Below are 18,254 nucleotides of genomic sequence, written 5' to 3' on the forward strand. Positions count from 1 at the left end.
AGCCTTCAACTACTGCAGCGGACCGCCCGCAGTGCCTCCGACGCTGCCGTGCCGGTAGTGGTGGGCGGGCTGGGCCGCATCGTGTGGGGTCAGAAGTACCGCTGCCTGATGCTGCATGTGCTGGGCCGCGAGCTGAGCCTCCGCGACGGCGTCACCGCGTTCGCGTACCAGGTCCTCATAGATCGGCAGATGATCGTGTCCAGACGTGGTGAGTGCCACATTCGGTCCTTCCGCTGTCGTGCGTGTTCTCGGCGTGGTCGGCGGTGAGGAAGCCGGACATCAGGCGTTACGCGTCCGCGAACGTCGGGAACGCGCCGGCTGCAGCGGTCAGTGGTGGCCTCGGTAAAGGCCGATGCATGGTCAGGCTCGATTGAGCCGTGCGGCGATTCCGTGACCGATCAGCAAATAAAGAAGAGCCGGAAGGCCATAATTAAGGATGACCCGTAGACCCTCTGTGTCCATTGTGAAAATGTCCTGTGCCCACCAGGTCAGCCAGTCGGCCGCGCCGTGCACGAAGTCGACGAATACATTCGTCCGATTCGCGTGGAGCAGGAACAGCAGGATCCACAGACCCAGGAAACCTGCCGCGATGTCGGTGATCGTGCAGATGGTCAGTGCCGTGCGGCGTGCAGCGGCCTGACGGCGCACCGCGCGGTTGGGGTCCGAGGACTGGTCGTACGTCTGATATCCGGAAACCGGGTCGATGTGGCTCACGCAAATCCGATCTGACGTGTTGTCGTGTCGGCACGCTCGCCTCAGTTGCGAATTTCAGTCCGGGTCGGCGTACCGCTTCTGCCTTCTTCTGCGTCCGGTAAGCGCCGCCGCGTTACACACCCAATCGTGATGACCTGAATATGGTCGCCTATTCGGGCACTTACCCAAATGTTCGTGTGCGGCAGTAAATTTTCGGACGGGACGGACGACGCCGCGGGTTCGCCGGCGGCGAGCCGTGCCCGGGCCGGGGCCCGCCGTGGGCCTCGGCCCCGGGTGCCGTCACCCGGAGGGAATCAGCGGTAGAGCGGGCGGATCTCGGCGGGCTTGTCGTCGGCGATCCGGAAGACCTCTTCCGACGACAGTCGCGTGAGGGAGGTGGATCGCATCAGGGAGCGGGAGTACTTGGCCCGCACCACCTTGCCGATGGTCGTGGCGCCGTATTCGTCCGGCATGGACGCGTTGATGATCAGCAGGACCGAGTCGTAGTCCAGCGACGACTCATGGACGGCCTGAAGTATGTTCAAGGCGTCGCTACGGGCCCGGTCCCTGGCCCGCTTGTCGGTGGGGTCGTCGGCGACGGTCCACGTGACGGCGATCTGGTTGCCGGCGCTGGGTTGCTGCATCTGGACGTCGAGATGGGCCGGCGGGTGGCCGTCACCATCGAGGGACGTGGTCAGGACAGCGATGAGCCGGTCGAGTTCCCCGGAACTCGCGCTCGGCGTCGCTGCCGTCCGCGGCGGCCGCGGCGTTCGGATCGTAGACCGTGGTCGACCGTGCCGTGGGCAGCGAGGCGGCCTCCGGCGGCTCCGACTGCGGCCCGACCTTGGACCGGTCCGCTCCCACCCGCTGGGTGGGTCGGTGGCGCAGCCGACCGCCGTGAGACCCACCATGAGGACAGCGGCCAGCGCCCTCGTGGCCCGTGCGGCCCGGCGCTCGTCGAATGTCCTGGGTGAACGCTCCCCGGCCACTGGGTGCTACCTCGTTTCTCACTGTGTGCCCACACCTTGTGTCCGGGCGTGGCCCCGGCCCGTCGCAGGGCCGGGGCCACGCGGTTCGGGGACTACGGGCGGCCCAGCGCCCGGTACTCCCATCCCGCCGCCCGCCACTGCGCCGGGTCGAGGCCGTGCCGTCCGTCGACGATCCGCCGGTGGGCCACGACCAAGCCCATGACCTCCGGGTCGATCTCGCGGAACTCGGCCCACTCGGTGAGCAGCACCGTCACATCCGCGTCCCGGGCGACATCCAGCGCACTGTCCCCGTAGGACAGCTGCGGATGGCGCGGCGGGCGTTGTCCGGGCCGGCCGGGTCGAAGACCCGTACGTCGGCACCCTGCTGCTCCAGGGAGTTGGCGACGTCCAGGGCGGGCGCGTCGCGGATGTCGGATCGCGCACCGAGGACATGCCGACTCCGTCGTCCTGGTGGCTCGGAGTGGCCGCGGGCTGCCTCGGGCCCGGAGGTGTCGGCCCCCGAGGCGGAGGTGAATGGCCCTGCAACCACGTGTGGCGTGCACGCGGATCGCGTGCACGCCACACGTGGTGTTCGGACGGCAGCAGGCGGAGGGCACCGCCTGCTCGAAGCCGACCGTCTGCCGGTTACTTGAAGCGGACCACCTGCGGGTCGTGGTCGCTCGTCTGGTCGGAGAACTCGGAGTTGATGTGGACGACCTGGTACTCGAACTTCTTGATGCCAGGCGAGACCAGGATGTGGTCCAGCGTCTGGGAGTTGCCGTCGTACACGTAGCTGTACCGCTCGTCGGCCGGGAGGGTGTTGATGAGGTCCGTGAGGACGCCGCCCGAGGTCAAGGTGGCCAGGGGCTTGGAGAACTGGTAGTCGTTCAGGTCCCCCAGGACGACGACCTTGGCCTTGCGGTCCGCGGCCAGCAGGTCGGAGACGAAGGCGTTGACCTCCTTCGCCTGGGCGACGCGCTGGGTCTCGGAACCGAGCGTCGGCGGCTGGAAGGCGCCGTGCACCGGCTGGTCGCCGCCCTTGGAGTTGAAGTGGTTGCCGACGACGAAGACCTGCTCGCCCTGGAACCGGAACTCACCGACCAGCGGCTTGCGGCTGCTCGTCCAGGCGCTCGACGCCGGGTCGATCCGGCCCGGGGAGACGGACAGCTGCACGTCGTGCTTGCCGGTGGGGACGGCGGTGACCCCCGTCGTGGAGTCGCCGCCGGGCCGGTCCACGAACCTGACGCGATCGGGGTTGAAGAGGAAGACGTTGCGGATGTTGCCGCCCGGCTCGCCGCCGTCCGAGTCGTTCACCGGGTCGATGGCGCGCCAGTCGTAGGCCGGGCCGCCGGCCGCCTTGATGGCGTCGATGAACTGGGTGATGGTCTTGTCGGCCGCGACCGTTCCGTCGTCCTTGGCGCCGTTGTTGTCCTGGATCTCCTCCAGGCTCACGATGTCCGGGGACGCCAGGTTGGTGACGACTCCCGCGGCCAGCCGGTCGAACTTGCTCTGCGGGTCGGTCGGGTCGAGGTTCTCGACGTTGTACGTGGCCAAGGACAGCTCGTTGGACTTGCCCTTCGTCGCCACATCCGGCGTGAGTCCGCCCGACTGGACCGTGCCGAGCGCGGTCGCCTGGATGTTGTAGCCGCCGAAGTCGGAGTAGTCCACGGGGCCCGCGGTGGTGCCGGACAGGGTGTCGCCCACATTGGCCTTGAGCTGGTCACCGTTCAGCGAAGTGACCATGAGACGACCCGAGTTGGGGTTGTCGTAGCCGGTGATGATCGTGCCGCCCCGCGGGGTCGGGTTCTGGTCCGGCTTGGTGGTGATCCACGTCTCGTTGTAGGCGTTGGTGGCGCCCACCACACGGGAGTCGCCGATCTGCGCCAGCATGCCCTCGTGGGCCTCCAGCCAGTCCAGCGTGTAGGTGTCGGGCTGCAACTCCAGGGACTCGATGCTCGCTCCCTGCGCCTGCGGCGCGTAGGCCTCGGGCAGCGTGGCCGCGTCGATGACCTGGGCCGCCGGCAGGGGGTTGCCGGAGGAGAGCGTGGCGGCCGTCGGGCCGGTCAGTTCCGTGACGGACTGCGTGCCGCTGCTCTTGCCGCCCGGGTAGTACTCGCTCACCTTGCCCGAGACGAGCACCGAGTCGCCGACCTTGACCAGGGGCGTGGCGGAGCCGGTGTAGACGAAAAGGCCCTCGCTGGTGGCCGGGTTCGCGTCGGGCTCGGGGTCCTGGATCCAGTAGCCCTTCGAGCCGGTGCTCCGCACACCGGTCACCACGCCGGGCACGTTGGTGACGGTCTTGCCGTTCTGCGGCGAGATCCGGCTGGTGCCCTGGATGTCGTGGATGCGGAGGCTGCCCGGGGTGGGCGTCGAGGTCGGGGTCGGGGTGGGGGTGGGCGAGGGGTCGCCGGTGCCGCCGCCGGTGCTGTTGCGGGGGCTCGGCGCAGACCCCGTCAGGTCCACCGAGTTGTCGTCGGTGTCGCTGAACTTGGCGTCGCGCGAGACGGAGGCGGTGTTGCTCGCGCCGGTGGCGGGGGAGCCCTCCCGGACCACGGCGGTGCCGAAACCGACCAGGTCCTTGACGGTGCCGTCCGCCGCGCAGTCGGCCGCGGTCAGGCAGGTGAGGGCGGTGGTCGAGTGGACCAGTGCCACGGTGCCGGTGGTCGCCGACATCGGGATGGCGCCGACGGCGTCGGGCGTGGGCAGGGGCGTGTCACCGCCGGTGCCCTTGGCCTCCTGGACCAGGTAGGTGCCGCCCGCGGGGATGGCGCCGGTGAGCGGGGTGACCTGCCACTTGCTGCTGGCGGTGGGCGAGCCGGGCAGGTACTGCACCGACCAGCCGCTGAGATCGAACGGAGCGGTGGCGCCGTTGCCCAGCTCGATGAAGTCGTTGGTGTAGGAGGCACCGGAGTTGCCGCCGCCGCCGTACACCTCGGAGACGGAGGCGTCCGACGACGGTGCCGCCTGCGCGGCGAAGGGAAGCGCGAGGAGCGATCCGGTGAGACCGACCGGGAGCGCTACGAAGAGGACCTTGGCACCTCGACCGCGCAGGGCCGGGGGTATGCGTGAGGACACTGGGTGTCTCTTTCTGACGGGAGCAGATGTCAATGGCGCGGCTGAGATGTGGGGGGTATGTGATGCTTTTTCAAGTCGGGGTAAAAATACGCGCGTAGATCCGTGCGGTACAAGGCACCGAGCCCGCGGTGCGGCAAACGTTTCCTGACGGTTCGCCGACAGTGCGGACCCCCGATGTGTGGTGTGCCTTGCCTTCAGCCGGGGTTCTGTTCTCCCGTCAAGTACGGGACGCCCGAAGGCGGGCCGGAGCGCCGGGCCGGAGTCGCCGGGGTCCGGCGGCCGGCCGCGCGCAGGCACGCGGGAGTTCCTCTGCCGGTGAACCATAAGACGACCCTTCGGCCCATGGAGTGGGCACGGCCGACCCGCCCGTTCGAGCGCGGTCGCCGGCTGGACGCCGGGCAGGTCCCGGGAGGCCGACGCGTGCGGTCGCGCCGCCCAAGGGCCGGTGGTTAGCCTGAGGTCATACCGTGGCACCGATGAGCCGTGCCCGCGGCGATACGGACGATGAGCGCCTGCCGTGCGGTGCCTCGGCGAGCGACGTCCCCCACGGGGATGCCGGCCCCACACCTTCATATTCCGTCGGGCTCAGGGCCGCCCGTAGCGACCTCAACGGGTTCCGGTCAAGGCCGGCTCCGCGCCTGGCCGGCGTGTCGTTCCGGCTCCGGCTCCACGAGGACTGCGCCGACCTGTGCGGCGATGTCCGGAGCCGCACACCTGCTCGGCAGCTACCGGAGGGGTGCATCCCGTCACACTCCGACGTGCGGCGGCCGTGGACGGAGCGTGGCCGCGACGTCACCCGGTCACGCCGACACGGCATTCGCACAGAGGGAGATTGTCATGACCGAGAGCCATGCGCGGACCCCGGCCGCCCCGGCCGCCCTGCTGGACCCGCTGCGGAACCGTGGCGTGGCCTTCACGCAGGAGGAGCGGGAGACCCTCGGCCTGACCGGTCGTCTGCCCTCCGCGGTGCTGACCCTGGACCGGCAGGCGGAACGTGCTTACCAGCAGATGGAGGCCCAGGGGAGCGACCTGGCCAAGAACGTCTACCTGGAGCAGCTGCACGACCGTAACGAGACCCTGTACTTCAGGGTCCTCGCCGACCATCTGACGGAGCTCCTGCCGGTCGTCTACGACCCCACCGTGGGCGAGGCGATCGAGAAGTACTCCTATGAATACCGGCGCCCGCGCGGCATCTTCCTGTCCATCGACCGGCCGGACGAGATCGAGAAGGCCTTCGCCACGCTCCAGCTCGGGCCCGAGGACGTCCAGCTGATCGTGTGCACGGACGCCGAGCAGATCCTGGGCATCGGTGACTGGGGTGTGGGCGGTATCCAGATCTCGGTCGGCAAGCTGGCGGTCTACACCGCGGCCGCCGGCATCGACCCGCGCCGCGTGGTGCCCGTCTCGCTGGACGTGGGCACGGACCGCAAGGCACTGCTGGAGGACCCGCTGTACCTGGGCAACAGGCACTCCCGGGTGCGCGGCGCGGACTACGACGCGTTCATCGAGAGGTACCTGGAAACGGCCTCGTCCATGTTCCCCGACGCGCTGCTGCACTTCGAGGACTTCGGTCCCAGCAACGCGCGGCGGATCCTGGAGCAGTACGGCGGCCGCTACCGGATCTTCAACGACGACCTGCAGGGCACCGGAGCCATCACGCTGGCCGCGGCACTGTCGGCCATCAAGGTGAGCGGTGTGCCGATGCGGGACCAGAAACTGGTCGTCTTCGGCGCCGGGACCGCCGGGGTGGGCATCGCCGACCAGTTGCACAGCGCGATGGTCCGCAGCGGAGCGGATCCGAAGCAGTCCGCCGCCCGGATATGGCTGATCGACAAGCAGGGGCTGCTCACCCGGGACATGGACGACCTGCGCGACTTCCAGCAGCCCTACGCGCGCGATCCGGCCGAGGTCGCGGACTGGGAGCGGGACGACAGCGGGGCGATCACGCTGCTGGAGACGGTGCGCCGGGCCGAGCCGACGATCCTGCTGGGCACGTCCACCGTGCACGGGGCGTTCACCCGCGAGGTCATCGAGGCCATGGCCGCGAGTACCGAGCGGCCGATCGTCTTCCCCATCTCCAACCCCACCTCCCGGATCGAGGCGATGCCGGACGATGTCATCGCCTGGTCGAAGGGCAAGGCGCTCGTCGCCACCGGCATCCCCGTCCCACCCGTGCGGCACGACGGCGTGACCTACCAGATCGGGCAGGCCAACAACGCACTCCTGTACCCCGGTCTGGGCCTGGGCACGATCGTCTCCGGCGCCTCACAGGTCACCCCGGGCATGCTGCGCGCGGCCGCACAGGCGGTCGCGGACCAGGTCGACCCGTCGGGGCCGGGCGCCTCCCTGCTGCCGCCGGTCGAGAAGCTCCGCGAGTCCTCGGCGATCACCGCGATCGCGGTGGTCAAGGCCGCGCTCGACGACGGCGTGGCCACCTGCAAGCCGGTCGACATCGGCGAGGCCGTCCGGGAGGCCATGTGGCAGCCGGTCTACACCGACGGAGCGGCGTCATGACCACCCGGCACCACGGCGGGGACCGGAGCGAGCCGGCCGGCCAGGACCAGGCCCCGAGGATCCTCGACATCCCTGTCGGCCTGCACGCGGTGGGCACGCGCAGGGAGACCGACTCCATGGGCGTCATCGACGTCCCCGCCGACCGGTACTGGGGCGCCCAGACGCAGCGGTCCCTGATCCACTTCTCCATCGGGGACGACCGGATGCCCAAAGCGGTCTACCACGCCTACGGCTACGTCAAGAAGGCCGCCGCTCTCGTCAACGGGCGCGCGGGGCGGCTGCCGGGCTGGAAGTCCGGCCTGATCCAGCGGGTGGCCGACGAAGTCATCGCGGGCGAGCTGGACGACCACTTCCCGCTGTACGTGTGGCAGACGGGGTCCGGGACCCAGTCCAACATGAACACCAACGAGGTGATCAGCAACCGCGCCGTCCAGCTGGTCGGCGGAGAACTGGGCAGCAAGACGCCCGTCCACCCCAACGACCACGTCAACATGGGGCAGTCCTCCAACGACACCTTCCCGACCGCCATGCACATCGCCGCGGTCAAGGAGATCCATGAGCACCTGCTGCCCAGCGTGAAGGCGCTGCAGCAGGCCATCGAGGCGAAGGCACGGCAGTGGCACGACGTGGTCAAGATCGGCCGCACCCACCTGGAGGACGCGGTCCCGCTGACCGTGGGCCAGGAGTGGTCGGGCTATGCCCATCAGCTGCAGCAGGCCGTCGGCCGGGTCACCCGGTCCTCCGAGGGCCTGTACGAGCTCGCGATGGGCGGCACGGCGGTGGGCACCGGGCTCAACGCGCCACCGGGATTCGGCGAGCAGGTCGCCGCCGAGATCGCCACCGCGACCGGCTATCCGTTCACCACCGCGCAGAACAAGTTCGCCGCGCAGGGCGGCCTGGACGCCATGGTCGGCGCCTCGGCCGGTCTGCGCGCCCTGGCCGTGCCGCTGATGAAGATCGCCAACGACATTCGCTGGCTGGCCTCAGGACCCCGCTGCGGCCTCGACGAACTCATCCTGCCGGCCAACGAGCCCGGCTCGTCGATCATGCCGGGCAAGGTCAACCCGACGCAGTGCGAGGCCATGGTCATGGTCTGCATCCAGGTGCTGTCCGAGGACACCGCCATCGCGTTCGCCGGCTCCCAGGGCAACTTCGAGCTCAACGCCATGCGCCCGGTCATCATCAACAACTTCCTGCACGCGGCGACCATCCTCGCCGATGCCGCCACCAAGATGCGCGAGTACTGCATCGAGGGCATCGAGCTCAACCGGGACCAGATCGACAGCTACGTCGACCGGTCCCTCATGCTGGTCACCGCACTCTCACCGGTCATCGGCTACGACAAGGCGTCCGCGATCGCCCACCGAGCCGACGACGAGGACACCACTCTGCGCGAGGCCGCACTGGCGTCGGGCTACATCAGCGCCGATGACTTCGACCGCATCGTCGAACCGGCCGCCATGGTCGGTCAGACCTAAGAGTCATCACGTAATGCTGTGATGCCCGCCCGATGTCTGCACGGACCTGGCGCGCATGGGTGGCGCCTGTCCGTGCTGCCGGCTGTTCCGACGTGGGCCTTGTGCCGCTTGTTCGCGGGTCGGGTCTCATTCGGGGTTTGTCCGGTACCGGGCGGTGGTGTTTTGTCGAGCAGAGGCCCTCGTCCGACGGGATGTCCCGGCTTGTGGGCTGCCGCGTGGGTGCGGCCCCGTGTGGGGCGGGCACCGCGCTGCGGTTGACTCGACAGGGCCTCTTGCAGCCCTTCATGGAAAAGAATCTGTGTGTTGCGCGCCTGGACAGTGTCCAGCCGCGCGGTGCTGGAGTCGTCCGGGTCAGCCAGGCCGACGTGTGCGGCCAGGGCGGCGGAGACCATGTCCCGGTCGCCGACGACCCCGCATCCAGTGCAGGTGTGGATCCGGTCGACGAGGGTTTTGGCGACCGTCTCGCCGCAGAAGCAGGTCTGAGACAGTTTCGTGGTGAACGTTGAGGCGCGGAGCATCCACCCGCCGGTCTTCTCGCACTCCCGGCCTATCGCGGTGATGACCCTGCCTGGTGTGGTGGCCTGCAGGGCTTTGCCCCATCGGCGGTACCAGGTGCGGATGTCGCAGTCCTCAACGGTGAGGCTCGCGCCGTGGGCGGCGACGATATCTTCGGCGATACGCCGGGCGCGGTGATCTTTCGCCGCGGCTGCGGTCGCCGCGGCTTCGGCCAGGCGGGCCCGGTTGAGTCGGTAACCCGCCGACAGACCATCGCGCCCGTACGCCTGCTTCGGCACCCCGGCCTTGTTGGCGGCACGGGCACCACCAGGGACTGGGACGGTTCGTGCGGGTAAGCAGGCGTCCTGCCGTCGCGCGGTCCGGGCTTGCTGCCGCTTCGACGGTCCGTATTGGCCAGGGTTTGATGCCCTGCGGGAGCGGTCGAGCGCGCGCATGCGGCCGCGGTCCTTACGACGGGCTTTCGACAGCGCGGCGAGCTCGTCGTCGGTGAGCTCGATGCGGGTCGCCTCGATGTCGCCGTCGGCGGGATCGAAGGTAGAGGGAAAGGAGACGACGGACAGGTTGGACACGTTGCCGTCGACCCCACCGACCCGTTCCAGGTCGGCCGCAGCGGCTCGTCGGGCCTTCGTGGCCGTTGAGGCGTAACCGCCGCAGAGCACCATCAGGTGGGCTTCGTACGCCCAACCGCCCGGCGCGGACGCGTCACGACGGCGTACGAGGTCGATCTTGTGCCACGTTTCCGGGTCGTTCAGGAAGTGGAGCAGGCGCGGCCAGCGGCCGGACCCGGACGGCAGGCGCACGGGCAGGACCAGGTCGCTGCGGTTCGATTCGGCGCCGCCGGTGAAGACGACAGCCAGCTCCCCCGTGTGATCCCACCACGTCGCGGCGCGAGTCTTCGGTTTGCCCGTCGCCGTCACCTCGCCCGTTTCTATGCGTCCCGAAGGCCGCGACGGTGCGGGCATACGCCCGGGTTGCTCGAGAACACGCGTCCCTGGCGGGAGGGCGGCTGCCTGCTCCGGCGTCGTAACGGTTGGTGCAAGGTCGCGGTGCCGGTAGGTGTCCAGGTGCCCGGAGAGTGTGCCGTGCAGGCGGAACGTCTCCCATTTCCGGGCCCTGGTGTGCGAGCGTCCACGGCCGGGGATGCGGGTGTAGTCCCACCACCGGCCCACGCGTGGCCGCCCGTGTCGGCGGCCGGAGGAGTCCGGGAACAGGTGCCGACTCACCGACGTCTCGAAAACCTCGTCCGCCTGGTGCATGACCAGCGCTTTGGTGACGTGATGCCCGAGATGCTTCGAATTTTCCATGTGCCGGTAGGCACGCCGTTCCATCCCTTCCCGGGACAGGCCCAGTTCAAGACGCCACGCTTTCGCATCCGTCTCGCGGCGCACATCGCCGGCCCAGTAAGCCTCGACCGCGTCCCGGGCATCACGCTGCAGCGCACGCTTGACGGACCACATCGCCGAGTACAGCTGCTTCGTTCGGTGCCGAGTACCGTGGTCGTGAACGTCCAGCGGTAGGCGGATCACCGCAAGTTCGGTGTCCTCACCACGCGTCCACCGTTTCCCTTTGTTCTTGCCACGGAACCGGCGAGCAGGAACATCGGAGGCAGGCACGGCCTCAAGCAGCTCAGGGCGCACTGATGCCCCACCTCCTTTATCCGATCACGACCCTGACACCTGTCCGCAGCTTGGTGAGCGCGGCAACCAACGCCAAAGATAAATACCGCCACTGACAACGCCTCGCACTGCAGCAGAACTTCGCGGCCCCACGCTCCACTCATGCGTCTACGTCTTGCCCACTGCACAACCACCGAACTTCGAGCGTGGACGGCCCTTACCGGCCCGCAGATGCACCATCTGGTCCGGCAGCTGTGGGAAATCGCACCGGGACACTGGCCGTGGACGGCCCTGGCCACTGCCGTTCGCCGGCCGGGTCCTCCTCATCGTCCTTGCCTACCGGACCAACCTCACCATGCAGCAACTCGGGACCCTGTTCGCGTCTCCCACGCTGCCGCACACCGGGTCGTCGCACGCCTTGCCCAGCCGCTCGCCGAACTCCTCGGACCACCACCCACTGACCGGCGCGAGCTGTGGATCGTCGACGGCACGTTGATCCCGGTCCACGACCAGAAACGCACCGCAAAGTCGAAAAATTACCGGCGTAGCGTCAACGTGCAGATCGTCTGCCGCGCCCGCGCCCGCCGAGTGGTAGCTGTCGCCGAAGCATGGCCGGGCAACCGAAACGACGTAGTTGTCTTCCGGGAAACCCTCGGCAGAACACTGCCCGACCATCCCCGCCTGTCCGGCGACGGCGGCTACCGCGGCAGCGACCGCATCCGAACGCCACGCCGCGGAACAGACGGCCGCATCGTCAAAGATTGGAACTACCGCCGGTTCCGTAAACGGCGGGCCGCCGCAGAACACACCATCGCCCGACTCAAAGACCACCAGATTCTCCGCCAATGCCGACGCCGCGGCGACGCAATCAACCATGCAGTGGCAGGCGTCGCAGCACTCCACAACCTCAAGCTCGACATCCGGTAAACGAAGCATCCACCACGGTGCGGTGCGTCCCGGCCTGCATTACGTAATAGCTCTTAGGGCGACTCCGGGGGCCGGTCGGCTGCTCGCCAAGACGCGCTCCGCTTGTTGCCACGGTGGACAACTCGCGTGCGGCGCCGCGTCGTTCGTCAGCCGCCGCACGGCTGGTGGTAGGCGTGGATTCCGCCCCTCGCCCCGTCCCAGCGCTTCCTGCCGGTTCGGTGAGGCGGCAGGGGAGGTCATCCGTCCTGTGTCTCCCTGTGGGAGGGGCTAGGGCGCGCACCAGGCGTTCGGCCGTCTCCCGCAGTTCCTCCGCGTTCTGAGGCCGCACCAGGTCCGAACTGACCTCCACCGCCGAGCCGTCCGGCCGGGTGATCTTCACAGCCATCCTGCCCGTCCGCCGCTTCAGCCACGTCACGGCGACCGTCGCGAACACCGTGAAGGCCCCGCCATTCCCGAGGGCGACCGTCAGGGCGTCCATCCCGGTGCCCAGCGTGCCCTCCTCGGGTGCCCCGGCAGCTACTCGTGTAGCCAACGCGGCTCGTCCGCGGAATGCTCGCGCGCAACTTCCATCCGTAAGTCCACGCGGACATGGTGGCAACGATCCTGCTGCGCGGGCAGGGAGCCGTCCGTTCCTCCGCACAACCGCCGCGAGGGCACCCTCAGCCGTTCTCCTCCCGCAGAATCTCCGCGCTTTCCGTCGCCACCTGCTGCAGGAGCTGGCCGAGGTGGCGGATGTCGGGGCGCCGGGACGTGCCGCTCCGGCTGACCGTGTAGACGGTGCGGGTCACCGGGTGCAGAAGGGGGTGCAGACTGATCGGTCCCGGTATCGCGTCCGGGAGGGTCATCCGGGGCAGGAGGGCGGCTCCCGCCCCGGCGGCGACCAGCGCCGTCAGTACGGAGAAGTCGCTGCTGCGGGCCCGGACGGCCGGAACGAATCCGGCGGCACCGCAGGCACGCTGGATCATCTCGTAACAGGACGTCTCCGGGCCCGGCGTGAGCCAGGGGCTGCCGGAAAGGCGCCCCAGGTCCACGGTCTCGCCCGGGCCGATTCCCAGGCGGGTGGCGTGATCGGGGTGGAGCGCGAGGAGGACGGGTTCCTCGAGGAGCTTGGTCTGCTCGCATCCGGGGGGTACGTCCCGCGGCAGAACGGTGTAGGCGTGGACGACGGCCAGATCGACGTCCCGGCGGCGCAACGACTCCAAGGCCGCGTCGGGCTCCTGCTCGACGAGTTCCAGCATCAACGAGACCTCGGTTGCCTGGCCCGCGCCGAGGACGCGATTCCACACCGGAGCGATCAATGTCCGGGCGGCGGAGGCGAAGGCGGCGATGCGGACGATGCCGCGACCGCCGCCCCGGATGGCCTCCAGATCGGACTCGGCGGCAGCCAGATCACTGAGCACGATCTCGGCGTGGGACACCAGCAGCTCACCGACAGGGGTCAGACGCAGGGTGCGCCCCTGCTTCTCCACGACGGGCAGCCCCACTTCCCGTTCCAGTGCGGCGAGTTGCTGGGAGACGGCGGGGGCCGTCAGATGCAGCGCCTGCGCCGCCGCCGCGACCGTGCCGTAGGTGGCCAGGTACTGCAGGATCCGGAGCCGCCTCACGTCGAGCATGAAGACTTCCTTACGCATCGTCCCTGGATTATCAAGCCTAGTTGTCCGCTGGTCGCGCCCATTGATTCAGTGTTCCTTTATGTTTAGCTGAGAACAACTAACTGGACCTTTTGCTTTGCCTCGGTGCACCGTAAGAGATGTGAACGCACGCACAGGCTCCCGCAACTTCCTCGCCCTGGCAGGCGTCGTAGTGCTCTGGGCCTCGGCATTTCCGGCCATCCGCGTCGGGGTCGACGGCCTGGGTGTGGCGGCGCTGTCCTTCCTGCGGCTGGCGGTCGGCGCCGTCGCCCTGGCCGTGGTCGCACCGTTCCTTGGGGTCCGGCGCCCCCGGCCCCGCGACCTGCCGTTGATCGCGCTCGCCGGCGCGACCGGCATGACCGCCTATCAGGTCCTGCTCAACTGGGGTGAGGTGCATGTCGCGGCGGGCACCGCGAGCATGCTGATCGCCATTGCCCCCGTCTTCAGCGTTCTGCTCGGCAGGGCGTTCCTGTCCGAGCCGGTGACGCGCCAGGTCATGGCAGGCAGTACCGTCGCCGTCGGCGGTTCCGTGATCGTCGCGCTCGCTGGCCGATCCACGGGGTTCTCGACCGGCGCGCTCGTGGTGCTCGCGGCCGCTGTCGTGCAGGGTGTCTACCACTTCGTCTCCAAGCCTCTCCTGCGCCACTACAGCGGGCTGGAGGTCGCGACGTACGCGATGGTGGCGGGGACCGTTCTCGCGCTGCCGTTGCTCCCGGCGACTGTGCGCGCCGTATCCGGTGCCCCGGAGGGGTCGCTGGTGTCGGTGGCGTATCTCGGTCTGCTGCCCTCCGCCGTGGGGTTCGTCCTCTGGGGCCATGCCGTGGCCCGGCTGCCGCTCGCCGTCTCCACGGCCGCCCTGTACCTGGTGCCGCCGGTCGCCCTCGTCGTCTCGTTCGTGTGGCTGTCCGAGGTTCCCCGACTGCTCGAGGCGGCGGGTGGAGTCGTGATCATCGGCGGTGTGGTGCTGATCAACCGCCGCTCCGCCGCGACCACGCGTGAGGGGCGTGCCCGGGTCACCGCGGAGCACCGGGCGGATCCCGCCACGCGGCCCGCCGCCCCGCTGCCCCGGCCTCTCGGTTCCAGCCCCTCGGTCGCGCAGCCGGTCCCGGTCACCGGCACCACCCAGGGTTCGACGGGTCCGGTCGGCCACGCCACCCACGATGCCGCGGCGCCCGTCGGGCTCCGTACACCTCGCTCCACGACGGCCTGCGACTGAGCGCAGGTGCCACCCGCCCAAGGAAAGCGATCACGAGGGGGAGAGGAGCAGGGCGATCGCGGTGGTCGGGCAGAGTCTGGCGGGCTGAGGTGAGCCCGCGGGCCGGAGCCCCGGGACCGTTGCGGGCCGGCCCGGCCTCGGGCGGTGCGGCGGCCACTTCGCCGACGCAGTCCCGCGGTTCGCCCTGCCCGGGTACCTTCCGCACCAGAGGTCCGGCAGCGGCCAGGACGAGTCCCGACCCACGAGGAGTTCGTGTGACCATCCCCTCCGGCATCCTGTCCGTCGAGGACGGAGTCGCCGACACCGTCCGCGAGATCGCTCAGCAGCCCGCCTTGTGGCGGGAGGTCGACCGGCTCGTCGCCGCCTCCCGGGAGTCGCTGGACGCATTCCTGCGACCGCTCACGGCCCGACACGACCTGCGCGTGGTGCTCACCGGCGCCGGCACCTCCGCATTCGCCGGCCAGGTTCTGCAGGCGGCAGTGGCCCGGCGTCTGGGACGGCGCGTCGACGCGGTCCCCACCACGGACCTCGTCGCCGACCCCCGCGGCTGCCTCGCCGAGGACCTGCCCACCCTGCTGGTCTCCTTCGCCAGGTCGGGTGACAGCCCGGAGAGCGTGGCCGCCACCTCCCTGGCCGAGCAGGTGCTCTCCGAGGTGCACCATCTGGTGATCACTTGCAACCCGCAGGGGCAGTTGGCGAGGGAGCACACGGACCGCCCCGCGTCGCATGTGCTGCTGATGCCCGCCGCGGCCGATGACCGGGGCTTCGCCATGACGTCGAGCTTCACGTGCATGACACTCGCGGCACTGCTCGCCCTGGGCGGCGGCGCCTACTACGGGACAGCCGGGCGCCTGGCCCGCGCGGCCGAGTGGATCACCGAGGACGGCGGCCTCGACGCTGCCGTCAGTGCCCTGGTGGACCGCGCCCCCGAGCGCATCGTCTTCCTGGGCAGCGGGGCGCTCAAGGGCCTCGCCGGGGAGTCGGCGCTGAAGGTGCTCGAACTCACCGGCGGAACGATCGTGGCGGGCTCGGAATCGTCCCTGGGGTTCCGGCACGGGCCGAAGGCGGTGCTCAACGAACGCACGGTCGTGGTCGTGTACGTGTCCAACGATCCGTACACCCGGCTGTACGACCTGGACATCGTCGCGGAACTGCGCGGGAACCTCCCCCCGGGCAGCGTGGTGACGGTCTCCGCGGGCCCCGCGGCGGCCGTGGACCAGAGCGGCGCCGAAGCCTGGCTGCTGCCGGGCCTCGAGGACGTCGAGGACGTGGCCTTGGCCCTGCCCGCCGTGGTGTGCGCCCAGCTCATCGCCCTGCGCGTCTCCGTGGCCCGGGGCATGCGGCCCGACAACCCGTTCCCCTCGGGCGAGGTCAATCGTGTGGTGCGGGGCGTGATCCTGCACCCCCTGCCGTAGGACCGGACGGATCGCCGGCGCGCACCGAGGCGCCGGACGGCGGCCGCACCCCGGTCCACCGCTGCCCCGCCCGGTACGGATGCGGCCCGTTCCGTACCGGCCCCACCACGACGAGGGCCGACCACCAGAGCGAGGGGAATGATCCATGTCCTTGGTTTCCACGCGCGACCTGGTCGCGAAGGCCGCCGCCGGGCACCGGGCCGTCGCGGCGTTCAATGTGGTCACGCTGGAGCACGCCGAAGGGGTCACCGCAGGCGCCGAGGCGGCCGGAATCCCGGTGATCCTGCAGATCAGCGAGAACGCCGTGCGGTTCCACGCCGGGCGGCTGGACCCGATCGCCCGGGCCGCGGCCGAGGCCGGCCGCGACTGTGCCGTCGATGTCGCTCTGCATCTGGACCATGTGACGGACATGCGGCTGCTGCACGGTGCGGCCGACGCGGGGTTCTCCTCCGTGATGTTCGACGCCGGGGCACAGCCGTACGCCGAGAATGTCGAAGTGACCCGCGCCGCGGCGCAGTGGGCGCACGGTGCGGGGCTGTGGCTGGAGGCCGAACTCGGCTACGTGGGCGGCAAACCCGGCGCCCCCGCGAGCGCCCACGCAGCCGGGGTGCGCACTGACCCCGGGGAAGCGGCGCGCTATGTCGCGGAGACCGGTGTGGACGCCCTGGCCGTCGCCGTCGGCAGCAGCCACGCGATGACCGAGCGCTCGGCGTCGCTGGACCACGCACTGATCGAGCGACTCCGGGAGGCCGTACCCGTACCGCTGGTGCTGCACGGCTCGTCGGGCGTCGGCGACGACGAACTGCGGCGCGCCGTCCGGGCGGGCATCGCGAAGGTCAACATAGGCACCGCACTCGGCATCGCCTTCACCCGCGCGGTTCGCGACGCGCTCGCGGCCCAGCCCGATCTGACCGACCCCCGCCCGTATCTGGCCCGCGGCCGGGAGGCGATCGCGGAGGCGGTACGGCTTCTGCTCGCGGTGGTGAGCGGCTGAGTCGGGATCACAGGGGGCGTGACGGGGACCGGCGGGATCAGCGGTCCGCCCACGCCTCCACCGCGGTCGTCACCGGTGTCCCCGTACGCGCCGACTCCTCGACCGCCAGCGCCAGCAGATGGTCCTGACAGCCGTCGGCCAGCGGATACGGTTCCGGCCCTGTGTCCCGCACCCATGCGCCGGTACGGCACAGCAGGTCCACCACGGCGAGGTCGTCCTCGGACAGGCTCGCCCCGACGTGGTCGTTGCGCCACACCACCCGTCCGTCGAAGGAGATGTGGTGCACCTCCGCCCCCTCCAGATTGAGGTCGGTTCCGGTGCGGCGCCGCACCAACGGGGACTCCACGGGCGTACGCGGATCGGCCATCCGCACCACGGTGTCGTCCACGATCTCGCCGAGCGAGCCGCGCACCACCATCCGGCGGGCGCGCAGCGGATTCCACCACTGGTTGTCCGTGAAGTCGTACAGGGCCGTACGGGCCCCGCCGAAGTCCAGGAGGGCGAGGGTGGTGACGGCGTCCTTGGGGGTGAGGTCGTCGGACCAGCCGCCGGGGGACAGCGGGTCGGCGAGCGGGGCGGTGAAGGCGCGGGCCGTGACCGTCGCGGGCCCGAAGCCGACGCCCAGTGTGTGCCGGATGAGCGACATCGCGTGATACATGTGCGTCGAGGACACCTGCACCGAGGTGGCCTCGCCGATCACGCCCTCCCGGACGAGCGCGATCCGAGCGGCGTGGCCGGGCATCAGCGTGTACTGCTCCGCGACCTGGACGAGTCCGCTGCCGTCGGCGCGCGTCGCGCCGCCCACGGCGGCCCACAGCTCCCGCAGCCCGCGTGCATCGGGGGCCGGCGGTGTTTCCGCGAGAACCGGGATCCCGCGGTCGACGAGGTCCCGTACGGCCTGGGGCGTGACCTCCCAGGGCACCGAGACGATCACGAACTCCGGAGCGGTGCCGCACAGTTCGTCGACGGTCAGGAAGGCGGGCACCCCCCACTCCTCCCGCACCTGGGCGGCGCGTGCTGCCGAGCGCGTCACCACGCCGGCCACCGTCAGCCGCCCGGGCAGAGCCCTCGCCAGCCGGGCGAAGAACCCGGCCCGCCAGCCACTGCCCACGATGCCGAAACGTACGGGTGCTGCGTCCACGTCTGCGCTCCTCCCGCATCTGGGCCGCGAGTCTAGCCCGGCGGCCCGGCGCGGGGTCCCGTAGGTCGTG

Annotated in this window: 14 protein-coding genes and 1 pseudogene; 6 read left to right on the plus strand and 9 right to left on the minus strand. The window is 70.0% G+C overall.

Annotated elements, in window-relative coordinates:
* Positions 1-9 precede the first annotated feature (9 nt).
* From ACWDA7_RS11530 to ACWDA7_RS11550, 5 genes and pseudogenes are all read right to left on the minus strand, one after another.
* Positions 10-219, minus strand: a complete 210-nt coding sequence (locus tag ACWDA7_RS11530; RefSeq protein WP_450603911.1) for a hypothetical protein — start codon at positions 217-219, stop codon at positions 10-12.
* A gap of 141 nt (positions 220-360) precedes the next feature.
* Positions 361-714, minus strand: a complete 354-nt coding sequence (locus ACWDA7_RS11535) for a hypothetical protein (RefSeq protein ID WP_450603912.1) — start codon at positions 712-714, stop codon at positions 361-363.
* 293 nt (positions 715-1,007) lie between these two features.
* Positions 1,008-1,337: a hypothetical protein gene (locus ACWDA7_RS11540; RefSeq protein WP_450603913.1), complete on the minus strand. Its 330-nt coding sequence runs from the start codon at positions 1,335-1,337 to the stop codon at positions 1,008-1,010.
* A gap of 437 nt (positions 1,338-1,774) precedes the next feature.
* Positions 1,775-2,112, minus strand: a pseudogene (locus tag ACWDA7_RS11545) (UDP binding domain-containing protein); the annotation flags it as partial.
* Between the two features lie 194 nt (positions 2,113-2,306).
* Entirely contained in the window at positions 2,307-4,736 is a 2,430-nt protein-coding gene (locus ACWDA7_RS11550) for an endonuclease/exonuclease/phosphatase family protein (RefSeq protein WP_450603914.1), read from the minus strand.
* Between the two features lie 837 nt (positions 4,737-5,573).
* Between ACWDA7_RS11550 and ACWDA7_RS11555 the strand changes: the two genes are divergently transcribed.
* Positions 5,574-7,250, plus strand: a complete 1,677-nt coding sequence (locus ACWDA7_RS11555) for an NAD-dependent malic enzyme (protein WP_450603915.1) — start codon at positions 5,574-5,576, stop codon at positions 7,248-7,250.
* Positions 7,247-8,728 carry a class II fumarate hydratase gene (fumC, locus tag ACWDA7_RS11560; protein WP_450603916.1) on the plus strand — a complete coding sequence of 494 codons (1,482 nt, stop codon included), beginning with the start codon at positions 7,247-7,249 and terminating at the stop codon, positions 8,726-8,728. The genes ACWDA7_RS11555 and fumC overlap by 4 nt, the downstream gene beginning before the upstream one ends.
* Here fumC and ACWDA7_RS11565 read toward each other — a convergent pair.
* Positions 8,725-10,770, minus strand: coding sequence for a transposase (locus tag ACWDA7_RS11565; protein ID WP_450603917.1), 2,046 nt, complete (start codon positions 10,768-10,770; stop codon positions 8,725-8,727). The genes fumC and ACWDA7_RS11565 overlap by 4 nt on opposite strands.
* Before the next feature lie 321 nt (positions 10,771-11,091).
* Here ACWDA7_RS11565 and ACWDA7_RS11570 point away from each other — a divergent pair, with 321 nt between their 5' ends.
* Positions 11,092-11,787 carry a transposase gene (locus ACWDA7_RS11570; protein ID WP_450603918.1) on the plus strand — a complete coding sequence of 232 codons (696 nt, stop codon included), beginning with the start codon at positions 11,092-11,094 and terminating at the stop codon, positions 11,785-11,787.
* Here ACWDA7_RS11570 and ACWDA7_RS11575 read toward each other — a convergent pair.
* The gene (locus tag ACWDA7_RS11575; RefSeq protein ID WP_450603919.1) at positions 11,768-12,427 is read right to left on the minus strand and encodes an effector-associated constant component EACC1; all 660 of its coding nucleotides are present in this window, start codon (positions 12,425-12,427) and stop codon (positions 11,768-11,770) included. The genes ACWDA7_RS11570 and ACWDA7_RS11575 overlap by 20 nt on opposite strands.
* A 19-nt stretch (positions 12,428-12,446) precedes the next feature.
* Positions 12,447-13,400: a LysR family transcriptional regulator gene (locus ACWDA7_RS11580; RefSeq protein ID WP_450603920.1), complete on the minus strand. Its 954-nt coding sequence runs from the start codon at positions 13,398-13,400 to the stop codon at positions 12,447-12,449.
* Positions 13,401-13,539: 139 nt separating this feature from the next.
* On the opposite strand from ACWDA7_RS11580, the gene ACWDA7_RS11585 reads away from it, so the two are divergent.
* The 3 genes from ACWDA7_RS11585 (at position 13,540) to ACWDA7_RS11595 (ending at position 17,043) form a co-directional block, all read left to right on the plus strand.
* The gene (locus tag ACWDA7_RS11585; protein ID WP_450603921.1) at positions 13,540-14,634 is read left to right on the plus strand and encodes a DMT family transporter; all 1,095 of its coding nucleotides are present in this window, start codon (positions 13,540-13,542) and stop codon (positions 14,632-14,634) included.
* A 254-nt stretch (positions 14,635-14,888) separates the two neighbouring features.
* A complete protein-coding gene (locus ACWDA7_RS11590; protein WP_450603922.1) occupies positions 14,889-16,049 on the plus strand; it encodes an SIS domain-containing protein in 1,161 nt (386 codons plus the stop codon).
* A 145-nt stretch (positions 16,050-16,194) separates the two neighbouring features.
* The gene (locus tag ACWDA7_RS11595; RefSeq protein WP_450603924.1) at positions 16,195-17,043 is read left to right on the plus strand and encodes a class II fructose-bisphosphate aldolase; all 849 of its coding nucleotides are present in this window, start codon (positions 16,195-16,197) and stop codon (positions 17,041-17,043) included.
* Positions 17,044-17,080: 37 nt separating this feature from the next.
* Here the strand turns inward: ACWDA7_RS11595 and ACWDA7_RS11600 are convergent, their stop codons facing one another.
* On the minus strand, positions 17,081-18,184 hold the full coding sequence (locus ACWDA7_RS11600; RefSeq protein ID WP_450603925.1) for a Gfo/Idh/MocA family protein: 1,104 nt from the start codon (positions 18,182-18,184) through the stop codon (positions 17,081-17,083).
* Between the last annotated feature and the right edge of the window lie 70 nt (positions 18,185-18,254).

Source organism: Streptomyces sp. NPDC001156, from assembly GCF_053598275.1.